This window comes from Parabacteroides sp. AF17-28 (genome assembly GCF_003479205.1).
In the GTDB taxonomy this organism is placed as follows: domain Bacteria; phylum Bacteroidota; class Bacteroidia; order Bacteroidales; family Tannerellaceae; genus Parabacteroides; species Parabacteroides acidifaciens.
Map to the genome: position 1 here is coordinate 16,557 of NZ_QUGV01000037.1, position 14,550 is coordinate 31,106.

At 46.8% G+C, this 14,550-nt stretch carries 11 protein-coding genes; 8 read left to right on the forward strand and 3 right to left on the reverse strand.

All coding sequences use genetic code 11. The features are described from left to right. Positions 1-76: 76 nt before the first annotated feature. Positions 77-1,603, reverse strand: coding sequence for a putative glutamine/gamma-aminobutyrate antiporter GadC (gene gadC / locus DWW90_RS19010; RefSeq protein WP_122346110.1), 1,527 nt, complete (start codon positions 1,601-1,603; stop codon positions 77-79). Between the two features lie 182 nt (positions 1,604-1,785). Here gadC and DWW90_RS19015 point away from each other — a divergent pair, with 182 nt between their 5' ends. Continuing rightward, positions 1,786-2,517, forward strand: coding sequence for a potassium channel family protein (locus DWW90_RS19015; RefSeq protein WP_115501055.1), 732 nt, complete (start codon positions 1,786-1,788; stop codon positions 2,515-2,517). A 69-nt stretch (positions 2,518-2,586) separates the two neighbouring features. On the opposite strand, the gene glsA is transcribed toward DWW90_RS19015, so the two are convergent. Together glsA and DWW90_RS19025 are read right to left on the reverse strand one after the other, a co-directional pair. Beyond that, positions 2,587-3,552, reverse strand: a complete 966-nt coding sequence (gene glsA / locus DWW90_RS19020) for a glutaminase A (protein ID WP_115501054.1) — start codon at positions 3,550-3,552, stop codon at positions 2,587-2,589. A 7-nt stretch (positions 3,553-3,559) separates the two neighbouring features. Further along, positions 3,560-4,999 carry a glutamate decarboxylase gene (locus DWW90_RS19025; protein WP_122346111.1) on the reverse strand — a complete coding sequence of 480 codons (1,440 nt, stop codon included), beginning with the start codon at positions 4,997-4,999 and terminating at the stop codon, positions 3,560-3,562. A gap of 286 nt (positions 5,000-5,285) precedes the next feature. Between DWW90_RS19025 and DWW90_RS19030 the strand changes: the two genes are divergently transcribed. From DWW90_RS19030 to DWW90_RS19060, 7 genes are all read left to right on the forward strand, one after another. Then, a complete protein-coding gene (locus DWW90_RS19030) occupies positions 5,286-6,518 on the forward strand; it encodes an MFS transporter (RefSeq protein WP_122346112.1) in 1,233 nt (410 codons plus the stop codon). A gap of 20 nt (positions 6,519-6,538) precedes the next feature. After that, positions 6,539-7,438: a DMT family transporter gene (locus DWW90_RS19035; protein ID WP_122346113.1), complete on the forward strand. Its 900-nt coding sequence runs from the start codon at positions 6,539-6,541 to the stop codon at positions 7,436-7,438. A gap of 126 nt (positions 7,439-7,564) precedes the next feature. Then, on the forward strand, positions 7,565-8,017 hold the full coding sequence (locus tag DWW90_RS19040) for a DUF4252 domain-containing protein (protein WP_122332200.1): 453 nt from the start codon (positions 7,565-7,567) through the stop codon (positions 8,015-8,017). After that, positions 8,007-8,525, forward strand: coding sequence for an RNA polymerase sigma factor (locus DWW90_RS19045; RefSeq protein WP_122346114.1), 519 nt, complete (start codon positions 8,007-8,009; stop codon positions 8,523-8,525). The genes DWW90_RS19040 and DWW90_RS19045 overlap by 11 nt, the downstream gene beginning before the upstream one ends. Then, entirely contained in the window at positions 8,515-8,916 is a 402-nt protein-coding gene (locus DWW90_RS19050) for a hypothetical protein (RefSeq protein ID WP_199662220.1), read from the forward strand. Before DWW90_RS19045 ends, DWW90_RS19050 begins: the two co-directional genes overlap by 11 nt. Before the next feature lie 4 nt (positions 8,917-8,920). Continuing rightward, the gene (locus DWW90_RS19055) at positions 8,921-9,412 is read left to right on the forward strand and encodes a DUF4252 domain-containing protein (RefSeq protein WP_115501047.1); all 492 of its coding nucleotides are present in this window, start codon (positions 8,921-8,923) and stop codon (positions 9,410-9,412) included. A 408-nt stretch (positions 9,413-9,820) separates the two neighbouring features. Further along, positions 9,821-14,467, forward strand: a complete 4,647-nt coding sequence (locus DWW90_RS19060) for an Ig-like domain-containing protein (protein ID WP_158582876.1) — start codon at positions 9,821-9,823, stop codon at positions 14,465-14,467. Positions 14,468-14,550 lie beyond the last annotated feature (83 nt).

Here is a 14,550-nt window from a genome sequence, read left to right on the forward strand (position 1 = left end):
GCGCCCCTGTTTTCATCAAATTAAATAGATAACATCGGTTCAGACCTTGACAAAAGTAAACCGAAGCTTCTTGCATTTACGCATTTCCGGAAGTTCCTCCTGTGGTAGTACTGCTACTTGTTGTTGGAGCGGAAGCACCCTGAACCTGTTTGTCTTCTTCCCAATGGAACGGTTCGAACTCAGTATTCGGATCGACCCATGACGGTTTTTTGGAAGCGTAGATGATAAACGGAGCGGCTATCACAACGATGGCACCGATAATCAGCACAGAGAACCAAACGGTATTGTTACCCGTCGAAATCTGGCTGGGCGGGATAAAGCTCAGGATGAAAGCGAGCAATGAACCGCAGAAACCAAGACCGCCGATAAACCACATCAGGCCATTACCATGTTTGCCGATACGGAACGGACGATTGGCTTTCTTCATCCGGTAGCGTAGTGCGATCGCACCGGAGAACATCAACAGATACATAACCAGGTACAGGATCACCGTCAATTGAGAAAGGATCTGATAGAAACTCTGTACGGAAGGCATCACCACGAACAATAAGCTCAGAAGCGTAACAGCCAATCCCTGGATCAACAGGATATTCTTCTGTACACCCAGCTTGTTTGTTTTCTGGAAGAACGGAGGCAGATAACCGGCTTTTCCCACGGCAAAGATACCTTTTGACGGACCGGCAACCCATGTCAATACACCTGCCAGCACGCCGAATGCCAATGCAATCGCGATAATCGGAGACAACCAGGAAGCATGGATAAACTTGAAGTAATTGTCGAAACCGACCAGCAAACTCTGCGTCAGGTTAATATCTTTTTCCGGAATGATAATACCTAAAGCAAAAGTTCCTAATACGAAAATAACAACCGTAATCAGCGCACCGATAAACACCGCCTTCGGATAGTTCTTGGTCGGATTTTCCACATCTTTCACGTGGATACCGCCCATCTCCATACCGGCATAAAAGAGGAAGATACTGGATGCCAGCACCAGGTTGTCGAACTTCGTAAAGTCGGGGAAGAAATTACCGTGAAAATCCATATTGGACTGTCCACCCATACACAGGTAAACAATTCCCAGAATAATCAGCAGGGCAGCCGGAAGAATCGTTCCGACGATACCGCCCACCTTCGCCACTTTACCAACCCAGCTCAATCCCTTCAGAGAGATAAAAGTAGCCAGCCAGTAAATAATCAACACTACCACGAGGGTGTACATTTTGTTTGAAGCTAACACCATGTCGTGTGCATCGTTCATCCCGATAAACGCAATGGAAACGGCACCGAACGTCAACACGGTCGGATACCAGATCGTACTTTCGATCCACTGCACCCAGATAGCCAGAAAACCCCATTTTTTACCGTAGGCCTCGCCAACCCATCGGAACACACCACCCTGCTTATCCTGGAACATGGCTGCCAACTCGGCCGCCACCAACGAGGTAGGGATTAAGAACACGATCGCTGCAAACAAATAATAAAAGGCTGAGCTCAGTCCATAGACAGCTTCAGCAGGCAGTCCGCGAAGTGAGACGACTGCCGTAACATTCATAATCGCAAGAGTAAAGACTCCAAGTTTTACTGCTTTTCCAATATTTGCCATGAATTTTACTATTAAAATGTGAATTTTGTTTCGTTTAGTTTCGCTTGTATTGACAGTATAACAACTCCTTTTTGTGTTAGTTTGTCAACGGGATGTCAAACTTGGTTAATTAACGAATAAGTGTTAAAAACAAAATCCGCACCTACGCTGTTCCATTCGGTAATACGTAATAATTCAAGACAATGAAGACTGCATTCAATGACTTTTTCTACGAAAAACGGGGCATTTACGGAGTGCTCCATGTAATGATATTACTACTTTCTCTTTTCCTTATCGTTGATGTTTCGATCGACACATTCAACAACATTCCGTTCATCACGCAAACATCTTACCTGAAAACGCAGTTCTGGATTTGCATGTTCTTTATTGCCGATTTTGTGTTGGAGTTTTTGTTATCAAAACATAAATTACATTATCTGCAAACCCACATCATTTTCCTGCTTGTTTCGATTCCCTATCTTAACATTATCGATTATTACGGTTTCACCTTTTCGGCGGAGGTGACCTATTTCCTGCGTTTCATCCCACTCGTACGCAGTGGATGGGCATTGGCGATCGTGGTAGGCTGGCTAACCTCCAACCGGGCTTCCGGCCTTTTTGTCTCTTATCTGACGATGTTGTTGGCAATGGTCTATTTTTCCAGCCTGATATTCTTCGTCCTCGAACATAAGGTGAACCCGGAAGTCAGGGATTACAGCGATGCCCTCTGGTGGGCTTTCATGGACGTGACAACCGTTGGTTCCAATATCATTGCAATCACGCCTACAGGACGCATTCTATCGGTTCTGCTGGCCGCTCTCGGCATGATGATGTTCCCGATCTTTACCGTCTACGTCACAAGCCTGGTACAAGCTGCAAACAAGAAAAAAGAGGCATTTTACGAACAAAACAAACCCGAGACGAAACAGACATAAAAAAACGAGCCTCCCGTCTCCCTACAACGTAGGGGCGTGGAGGCTCGTCAACTAAAAGAATAAACCGTTTTAATCGGTGATTGTAAACCGGCTGCTTCCAAAAATGGAAAGACCCAGCTTATTCATTATGTACTTAATAGCCAACTGCGCTTTTACGGAGTTGCCGGAGCCATCCAAAGGAGGAGCGAAGGCGGAGATACCGAAGTGTCCGGGCATGATGCCCATCACACCGCCACCGACACCTGTCTTGGCAGGAATACCGGAAGTGTACAACCAGTCGCCCGTACGTTCGTAGAAACCGACGGTCGCTACCAGGGAAGTGATCTTCGGGGACAGAGAAGCGTCGAAAACAGCCTTCTTCGTGACCGGATTCACCCCGTCGTTGGCAACAGTCGCTGCGGCGATGGAAAGCTGCTCGGCTGTGATACCTAACGAACACTGGCGGGTATAGAGATCGAGCGACATATCCGGATCGTCGTAGATACGGTTGTAGTTCTTCAGCAACCAGGCGATAGAACGGTTATTGAAATTGGTAGCCGACTCGGACTTGTACAGTTCGTCTATCAGCTGCGGAGCACTGCCGCAAAGGTCGGTGATGTTGGAAACGATCGCTTCCCACTTCCCGTCGGCATTGCCGATGGGCTGTACCATACTGCAGGCCGTGATCGCTCCGGCATTCACTAACGGAGTAGAAGGGTGATCCTTTTCAAGCAGGATCGCCATGATGGAGTTGAAAGGCAGACCGGTTGCATCGGCCCCGATCATCTCTAACAACTTCTCCGCCCCGTACTGGCGCAATGTCAGGATAGCGGTATGCACCTTCGAAACAGACTCGATACCGAAACGGTAGGAAGAATCGCCCAGCGTAATAGTCTTGCCGTCCAACAGGCAGATACTGATGCCGAACAGATTCTTGTCGATATTAGCCAGATAGGGGATATAATCGGCATTCTTACCGTCCGTATTATTCTTATACTGTTCGTAAGCCTCCTGTGCTACCTCTTTCAGTTGTGAAACAGAAATCTTTTTATCCATAACTACTTTATTTTGTTGATTTGGCACAGCCCGTGTGGGTAAAGACAGAGCCTTTTACTTCCTGGCTCTTATCCTGTGCGATACGTGTCGGCGTCGGATATTCCAGTTTTTCCAGCTCGGCGATAGCACCGCTGATGTCACCTAACAACTGGTCTGCCATATCACGGCTGAATCCCTGGCGGACAACGATACGCATGACGACGCACTGTTCGAGGTTTTCAGGCAGCGTATAGGCCGGAACCATCCATCCGCTCTGTTTCAATTTATCCTGTAAATCGTACAGTGTCCATTTGGCTGTCTTTGCATAATCCGGCTTCAGATACCAGATAAACAACGGGTTCACAACGTCTTTGCTGTAATTCTGGAACGGGGCGAACTTGGCGATTTCAGTATGCAGGTAATCGGCCACAGCCATACTGTTCTGCTGAACTTCTTTGTATCCCTGGAAGCCGAGACGGATAAACTGATAGTATTGTCCCAGGATTTGTGCGGCAGGACGCGAGAAGTTCAAGCCGACCTGGGTGATGTTTGCTCCTAAATAATTCACGCTGAAAGACATGGAACCCGGCAAATATTTCTTGTCTTTCCAGATAACCCAACCTAATCCCGGATATACCAAGCCGTATTTATGTCCGGAAGTACTGATGGAAAGTACCCATTTCAGGCGGAAGTCCCATTTCAGCTCCGGTTTCAGAAACGGCAGGATGAAACCGCCGGAAGCGGCATCTACATGAATAGGAATATCGTAGCCTGTCTTTGCATTGTATTCGTCAAGGGCGGCATCCAATGCTTCTACATCGTCGTTCAAGCCAGTCCAGGTAACACCTTGGATGGGAACGATACAGATCGTGTTTTCATCGCAATACTTCAAAGCCTCTTGCGGGTCGAGCGTGATGTGTTCGAGTGTCAGAGGAACCTGGCGCATTTCGATCTGCCACAGTTGGGCGAACTTTTCCCAGACAACCTGGAAACCGGCAGAGATCACAAAGTTAGGTTTGTCGGTCGGTTTACCCTGTGCGATCCTTCTTTCACGCCAGCGTAACCAGGCTGCAACACCCCCCAACATACATGCTTCGGAAGATCCGATAGCCAATGCGCCGGCTTTCCATTTAGCCTGTTCGGGGCTGTTCCACAAATTAGCCATGATGTTGATACATTTGGCATTCATCACTGCGATACGCGGATATTCCGTTTCGTCGATGTAATTGATGTTGATTGCTTCATTCATCAATTTGGTTGCATAATCGTCCATCCAGGTAGTCACGAATGTGGCTAAGTTCAGGCGCGGTTGTGTTTGTGCGTAGGTTTCGTCTTTTACCATCTGATAGGCAATCTCCGGAGTGGTAGGACCATCGGGGATTACATCTACTGGAGCGGGATGCAACATTGCATTCGAGCCAAAGATCGCTGTCTTGGCATCACCTTTTCTAAAATTAGAATCTTCCATGTCTTTTTTGTTTTTAATTATTAATGGCGTTATCGACTTATCTCGGTCGATTGTATGGCAAAAACAGCTGCTATCCGCAATTGTTCTATGTTTTTGGTTAAACATACGACATTTGAGCTTTATTAAAATAATGTTATATAAGAGTGCCAAAATCTACTCGTATTTTAACCTAAAACGACTCTGTAAAAGGATTTTATAAGCATAGTGAACATTCAGAATCCGGATTTGTTTCAATACAATAAATAAATCATAAATCACTATTCACAAACGCTAAAACGAAACGATTATGCGAATACAGACCGGACAGGGGACGATTCCCCTTATTACATTAATAGGTATATGGTCGATATCGGCACTGAATGCGTTGCCCGGCCTGGCTGTGTCTCCTATCTTAGGAAAACTTTCGGCAATCTTTCCGCATTCCACGGAGCTGGATATACAGATGCTTTCGTCGTTACCCTCCCTGCTGATCATTCCTTTTATCATTTTGTCCGGCAAACTGACGGAAAAGGTCAATAATATCTTCCTGTTGCAAGTCGGGCTGGTGATCTTCTCACTGAGCGGTGTCTTGTATCTGGTCTCCACAAAAATGTGGCAACTGATAGCCGTCAGCGCACTGTTAGGAGTCGGTTCCGGGCTGATCGTACCACTCTCCACCGGCTTGATTTCCCGTTTTTTTACCGGGACATACCGCACGAAGCAATTCGGGCTCAGTTCAGCCATTACGAATGTAACGTTAGTGTTAGCAACCGTCCTGACAGGATATCTGGCGGAAGTGAACTGGCACCTGCCGTTCGTCGTCTATCTCTTTCCGTTGATCTCGATCGTCCTTTCATTCTATCTGAAAAAGAATATTTCGCCTTATCCGGCTGTCTCCCCGCAAGCGACACAGAGCCGCACGGGGACGGATACCAACAACAGTTTCGGCAAATTCGGCATACAAATCCGCCACCTGATACAGATTATGCTATTCTACGGATTAGCCACTTATCTGGTCATCATCATCAGTTTCAACCTCCCGTTCCTGATGAAGGAATACCATTTTACCAGTGGCAATTCGGGGCTTATGATTTCACTCTTCTTCCTGGCTATCATGGCGCCGGGGTTCGTCCTCAACCAGATAGTCTCCTATTTCGGGAAAAAGACCAAGTTTGCCTGTATGCTCTCCATCGCTGCCGGGATGGCGCTTATCCTTGTCTCCCGCACCGAATGGCTGATCGGGCTCGGTTGCATCCTGGCAGGGCTCGGCTACGGCGTCATACAGCCTATTGCCTACGATAAGACAACCCGTACCGCCATACCGGCAAAAGTAACGTTAGCTTTGGCTTTCGTCATGGCTATGAACTACCTGGCGATCCTGCTTTGCCCGTTTATCATTAATGTGTTCAAAGATATGTTCCATATCGAAACGCAACAGTTCGCATTCATCTTTAATATGGTTATCGCACTGGCTGCCGCCGTCTGGGCTTACCTCAAACAGGACTCCTTCTTATTTAACGACAGTTTTAAATCCGCATAACTCAAACAACAGTAGAAAACATGAAAAATAAAATCAGAGAAGCCAATATCAGCCTTGTCATATCCAAAATATTCAGCGGCTTGAACATGAATGCGCTGAAATATCTGTTACCGCTATGGATGAGTCCGCTGACCGGTGTCACGCTGCGATGTACATTCGCAGCCGTCGCCTTCTGGATCATCGGTTTTTTCACCAAACCGGAGACATCCACCCGGAAAGACAAAATACTCCTTTTCCTCTTAGGTGCACTCGGTATCTACGGTTTTATGTTCTTCTACCTGATCGGGTTAAGCAAGACGACGCCGGTATCCAGCTCTATCTTTTCCAGCCTGCAACCGATCTGGGTGTTCATCCTGTCCGTCCTTTTCTTTAAAGAGACAATCACGAAGATGAAAGTAACCGGTATCCTCATCGGGTTGGGAGGCGCACTGCTGTGTATCCTGACACAGAAAAGCGACGATCTGGCCTCGGATGCCCTGACAGGGAATATACTCTGCCTGCTCAGTTCCGTTGCTTATGCCGTCTATCTGATTGCAAGCAACCGCATTCTGAAGAATGTCGGAGTCATGACAATGCTGAGATACACCTTTTCGGGTGCGGCGTTTTCCGGCATCATTGTTTCGACAATAACCGGATTCGATGCTGCCGTCCTCACCTCTCCGATCCACTGGAAACCGATGGGCGTATTGTTGTTTGTCCTGATCTTCCCGACCGTTATCAGTTACCTGCTTGTCCCGATCGGACTGAAATACCTGAAAACGACGCTCGTTGCCATCTATGGCTACCTGATCCTGATTGTGGCAACCATCACCTCCTTAGCATTAGGACAGGACCGCTTCAGCTGGACACAACTGATTGCCGTTCTGCTTATCTGCTCGAGTGTCTATTTCGTCGAAATAGCAGAAAACAAAGAAAAATAAGAAATTCTCAATTTATTTGTAACAACTTTGCAACCACTACCGTCTACTTAATGAACGCTCTTCAATAGCGCGCATTGAATGAGCCGGAACTAACGGAATTAAGTAACGATTAATACATAAAGAAAGATGAAAAAATACATTGCAATTCTGATTCTCATTCTATTCTGCCAGGCAGGATATAGCCAGAGTATGGACAAGTTGTTCAACGATTTCGCCAAACAGGATAACGTAACCCGCGTAACGGTCGGTCCGTTCCTGATGAAAATAAGCAGTATGTTTACCGAAACGATGGGGGTAAGCAGTATCGAGGTCCTTTCCTTCGATGAATGCGGCAGTACTGTCAAAGAAAATCTCCGCACGGCCATCAAGCAACTGAAAGATCCCAATTTCGAGACAATGGTCACAAGCAACGAAGGCGGCAGCCGTACAAAAGTAATGGTGCGTATCGATAAAGAGATGATCCGCGAACTGGTAGTCCTGACAACCGACGGCGGCGACGATGCTCTGATCCGCATCAAAGGAAAGATCAAACCATCCGATATCGAACGGGTAGTAAACGACCATAAAAATGGACGTTGATAGCTTTAAAAGGCTGTTCCTCCCCCTCCATCCCAAGCTCTTCCGGATTGCCTACGCACTGGTCGAAAACAAAGCCGATGCCGAAGACATCCTGCAAGACGCCTACTATAAGCTATGGAGCCGGCGGGAAGAACTGGCCAATGTTCTAAATCCGGAAGCCTTCTGTGTTACGCTGGTCAAGAACCTCTGCCTCGATTATCTCCGGTCTCCCCGTGCTAACAGGCACGACGAAGACGTCGCAGAGGCCGTCACGCTCTCCACAGATTCTTCGCCGGACAAAGAGCTGGAAATGCAGGATAAAGTAGAGCATATCCGCTACCTGATCAGCCGCCTGCCGGAAAACCAACGGCAAGTTATCCGGCTAAGAGGGATAGACGATTGCTCGATGGACGAAATAGAACAGATCACCGGCCTGAACGCCGTCAACATACGGGTGCTACTCTCCCGGGCACGGAAAATAATCCGGGAACAATTTGATAAATATTATGCACATGAATATGAACGATAAAAATATAGACGAACTGATCAATAAAGCCCTCCAGGAGGAGCAGGCTTTACCGGAAGGACTTTCCCGGCGGCTGGAACAGCAGATCGACGCCTGGGCTGTCGCAGAGGAAAAGAAAACTCGTTCATTGACCCGGAGACGTTCTTTATACTGGTTAAGCGGAGTCGCTGCCGTAGCCTTGCTATGTATCGGCATCTTCCAGTATGACGCGCCGTCTCACACTCCGGACCGCCTCGCCGACACCTACACCAATCCGAAGGATGCCGCCGTCGCCGCCGAAAAAGCCTTGCTCCTGATGTCGCAGAACCTCAACAAAGGTCTTAGCCAGGTGAACAACGCAGGACAGGAAATCGATAAAGTAAACAACATATTAAACAAACATTTAAACGATTAATCTTATGAAATACAAAAATATATTCCTGATTTTGTTCCTTTGCTGCACAAGCCTGTGCTTTGCCCAGGATAGACTGTTCGAGAAATATGCCGACATGGACAACGTGACATCCGTTTTCATCTCCAAGAAAATGTTTGAAATGATGCCTAACATAGAGAGTGGCGGCCTCGACCTGATGAACCTGAAAGGGAAAATAAACAACCTCCAGATCCTCACTTCCGAAAAACGGGAAATACGGGACCAGATGCGGAAAGAATTCAGCGGCCTCATCGGCAAATCGCACGAAGAACTGATGCGTGTCAAAGACAACAACACCAAAGCGACCTTCTACATCGAGCAGAAAGGCGACCAGATAAACGAAATGATCATGCTGGCCGATACGGAATCCGAATACGTCATCATCCGCCTGACGGGAAAATTTACACTGCAAGACATACAGAACGTTGCAAACAGTTTTTCAAAAGAGAATGAAAAGAATATAAGTATCAGCTACTAATAAACGTATCCCTTCAACCATTAGCACATTATTTTTCTTCTTTTTCTTTGTTTATTGAAAACTAAGGCCTACTTTTGCCTCCATGTACACCTGCATGGCGTTGCGGGTCAATGCGTTTTATTAGATAAACGAGAAGCGTTTTTAAGATATTATCCTATCATTGAAATCTCGACAATTTCAGGTTGTATGGGTAATAGACAACAAAACGCTCGCGTTCCTTTCCTTGTTATATAGGCATGCGCCAGCATGCACGCATATACAAGCAAAAAGGGCGTGGGCTGTTGTTTATATCATACAACCGGGCAGTCGAGAGCCTCAATGATAGATATATCAACAGTTCCCACGCCTCTTTTATTATGCAAAAACCATCCAGTCCGGGAATTGATGGATATCAAAAACAAAACAAACATGAGAAGGGTAAATTTACTCAAAAGAACATGTATGCTGGCTGCCTTTATGGTGCTGGCGGGTATCGGGTGGATCATGGCAGAAGCCATACCGGAACCTTTAACCATTTATGTAGATGCCGGAAGTGAAGCCGGAGATTCGGCAGACGGAACGGAAGCCTTACCGTATGCAACTCTGTCGGCGGCTATCGATGCGGCAAATGCAGATGCGGATGCAAGTGCTGTTACCATCCTGGTTGCCGAAGGAACGTACGGAAGCGCAGATGCGATTGTATCGATGGGATCATTAACAAAAGCCGGAACAACGATCCAACCCAAAGAGGGCACAACAAAACGTCCGGTTGTGTATGGTTCATTCCATTTATTGGCAAACGACTGTGCGATCAATGGCCTGGAAATCCATATTAAAGGTGGAGATGAGAGTGTTTTGACTAAAAACGCAATCGATGTTGTTGCTAAATCGGCAACTATTCGGGAAAACGAATTTGTCATGGAAGCTAACACCAGCGGGACGAAAGTTGGAAACGGTGTGAATATCTGGCCGTACGGCGATGGAGAGGTAAGTTATAATATTGCCAACAACGTTTTCCATATGTTTAATGATAGAACCGAGGGATGGAGTTCTACGGCTCTATTGGTTACGGAGGAATCATCGTTAAGCCGCTTTGGAAATGGCTTCTCAGACAAAAGCTCAACTACGGTTGTCATTCCAAACGAGATCGACCTTTGGAAAAATAACACTTTTATGAACTGCTATCTGGATTATGGACGCAGCAACTGGAATTACAGTGGTGCGACAAACGCAGCCGGAAAAGCCCCTTTGCGCCAATTCAGTTGCGTAAGCAATAATCCGGCATCGCTGCATACAGCTGTAAATTACTCGGTGGCCGGCGCTCCGATCTATGTGGCCGGCGAATTTGATTTGTCCGTAAAAGATGAAGAAGCCAACACACATTATTGGACTATTTCGACAGGCATTAAGGTGCAAGGGCTGGATGCCGACAACAAGGCCGTGTTCAACAACTGCAACCTGTTGGTCAAAGCCGAAGATGTTACGCTGGCAAACCTGAAACTGAACCAGAACAGCTACGGCTTCAAGGTATGGGAAAAGAGTGCCGTAGTTGCCATTGCCGACAAGATCACGATTGACAACTGCGACTTCACCGGTGGCGTATCGGCCAACACTTATGTTGCAAACGGCTTGATGCTGTATCCGCAAAATACATCTGTCACCTATACTATAAAGAACAACACATTTACCAATTACAATTTTACGGCAACAGATAAATCTACATCAACAGCCATAATCCTGCGCGACAACAAGCAATTGACATTGCCGGACGGAACAACAAAGACAACAGATGCGACTGTGACTTATGATGCTGCCGCAGAAAAAGCAATTGCCGAAGCAAACACGTACACTGATTGTTTCTACAGCTATCTGCACTGGACCGGCGATAAGTATGTCTACGCACAGATCGAATCGGCCGAGGGTGTTGTAGATGCATTGCCAATGGCAAAAGGTACTAAAGGCACAATCGTATCCAAGAATACGACATTGGATGCTGTTATGACTTTAGTAAATAAGAATACAGAACTTACCCTCCCTTCAGACGCCATCATGGAATTGGCAGATGCTTATCTGTACACCAATGCCACGACAGCCGGAAGTGCTTCCACGACCGACAAATTAGTTACTTATATTACCGGAACAGAACGTCCGTTTACGCTGATGTTGGGTAAAACGGCTGACACCTATTATGTATCCGTAGAAGGCGCAGGCAAGAAAGACGGTAGTTCTGCCGAAAACGCACTGCCTGCCAAGTTCCTGCAAGGGGCGATCAACGCTGCAAACAAAGAAGTGAAACTGGCTGCCGGAGAATATATCGGCAACTTCGTTATGAAAGACGGTGTTAATGTAACCGGAGCAGTGGATGGTAGCGGAAAACCGGCTTCTATCCTGAACGGCGCCGCCGAAGGACGCGTGGTTTCTTATAAGGCAGATGCTGACTACGATGGTTCTAAGTTTGAGGAATCAGGCTTGACAAATGCAACCACCTGGAGCAACCTGGTTATCACAAACGGGAAAGCCGATAATGCAGCCGGTGCAATTATTACAAAGAATGTAACATTGAAGAATTGCGAAATCAGTACAAACGTAACTACTGGCAAGGCCGGTGGCGTGATGTGCTATATGGGCGGTGTGATCGACGGATGTCTGATCCATAATAACAAGGCTGCCAGCGGTGGCGGTGTTGTCATGCACTTTATCGGTACAATCCAGAACAGTGAAGTTTATAATAATACGGTAACAGGAGATAACGCAAGTGCTCATTCAGGCGGTATCAATACCCGTACGAATATAAACGACATTAACAATGAGGCAAGCAATATGCAAATTCTGAATTGCAAGGTATATGGCAATACCGCTTACAATATTGCCGGTGTCGGCCTGAACGGTAAAGCGACAATGGTCAATACATTAGTTTATGGCAATACGGCCACCGGTACAAAAGGTGTTGCAACGGCTGAAGGCAAAGACGATACGACACAGGGTGCTGTTGAGTTTTCTGTTGCCGGAGCAAAAATGATAAACTGTACAGTTTGGGGCAATAAAGCAACTTTAGAGGGAGCCGAAGCGAATGTTTCTGCTTTCGATAACAGCCAATGCACCATTATAAACAGTGTGATGGAAACAGTAACCAATTCTACTGTAAAAGGGGGAACAATTACTTACAGCGCAAGCGCTTCTCTGGAAACAGATGCAACGACTACTCACAATGTAAAGTTAGAAGATAACCCGTTTGAAGAAGGTTCTTACGAACTGGCAGCCAAGATTGGCGAAGCTGTCAATCCATGTATCAACGGCGGTTCAAACGCTGCCTATATTGCTACTTATCCGAAGACAGACTTGGCCGGTAAAACCCGTATTCAAGGATTGGTTGAAAGTGTAGCCACTATCGACATGGGCGCTTTCGAGTTTGTAAAAGTTGTAGAACCGGTTAAAGATGCCAAAGGCTTGGAAGAAGCTGTTAAGGGTAACGAACCGGAAATCGTTTTGTCCGGTGATGTAGAACTGGGAGAAGAAACACTGACAGTTTCTGCAACAACCGTTATCAAAGCACAGGAAGAAGCAACAGAACCGGTTACAATCACAGTAAAGGAGGGCAAGACTGCATTTGCAACAGCAGAAGGAGCCGAACTAACATTGGAAAACATCCAGATTGTAGTAGAAGAAGGTGCAACAACAACTCCGAAAGCAATCGAAGTTGCAGCAAAATCAACCGTTAATCTGGAAGGTGCCTACATCGAAGGCGCAACCGTTGAAGTATCAGGCGAACTGAATCTGACAAATAGCGGATTCAAGGCTGACGCTACAACTGCGGCTCTTGATATAAAAGGAACAGGTGTTGTTGTTATCGAAGGTGCTGAATTTGTCGGCAAAGCAATCACAGCAACCAGTGGCGCAACCTTTACTTTAAGCGGCTGTAACTTTGTGAATGTATTGACAAAAGCATCGACCGCAGGAGCCCTTTCCGAAGTAATTGCAGCAGGCGAAGCTACCGCAACGATCGACCGTTGTAAGTTTGTTGGTATCGTAGGCGAAGGTGCAATCATTTCCGGTAAAAAAGTTACGGTTTCTAACTGTCTGTTCTACAACAATGGCAATATGAAGTTGATGGATATTACAACCGGTAACAGCGAAGCTGTTTCCATCATCAACAACACATTCGTGAATACAACCGATGCTGCAACAGCTATTGAAGTAATCAGCAATGCTTTAGCAACAGCTGTTATCAAGAACAATATCCTCTGGACGAATGCAGATGAAGCAATTATTGGAGATCAGGCAGCAGTCGCACATCACAACGCACTGAAAACTGCAGCAGATGCAGCAGCAATTAGCAGTGCCAGCAGTTTAGCACTTAGTAACCTCGACGATCTCAGATCCAGCCAGGCAGAAATCCCGTACCAGTTGATCGAGAAATCTTTGGTAGCCCGTGCCCTCGGTGATATCGAAGGAATAGCAGACGATGCAAAAGATATCTTAGGCGAGTCTCGTTTCACGATCGTTGGTCAGAACAAAACCGTTCACCTCGGCGCCTACGAATCCGTTTACACCCCGACAACAGGCGGTGGAAGTACAGGCGGTGGTACTGGCGACACGACTCCGGATGCAACCAGTATCAAGTTGGATAAGACAACTTTGACATTAGCACGCCTGCAATCTTACACATTGATTGCAACTGTTGAACCGGCAGCTGCCGGCGGCGTAAAATGGACAAGCACAGACCCGTCTGTTGCCACAGTCGACGCCAACGGTAAAGTAACCGCTGTCAAAGTAGGCCAAGCAACCATCATTGCCACAGCCATCAACGGCGGTCTGACTGCTCTTTGCCAGGTAACGGTTGACTTCGCAACAGGTGTTGAAGAGGCTCTTGCCGAATCGGCAATCTTCGGTCGCGAAGGCGGTATCCAAATCCAGCCGGCCACACCGGTAGAAATGATTATTGTCAACATGGCAGGTACAGTCGTTGCCCATCGCACGATCAGCCAGGCAGAAACGATCTCCGTTCCGAAAGGAATCTACATCGTTCGCCTGAGCAGTGGCGGCCATGTGTTGACACAGAAAGTAAACGTCCGATAAAGACGCGCATTTATATTAAGTAATCTTCGATTTTTCGTAGATTAAGCTTTTTAGTTAAAGTGAATGGGAAAGGGAGGCCGTGA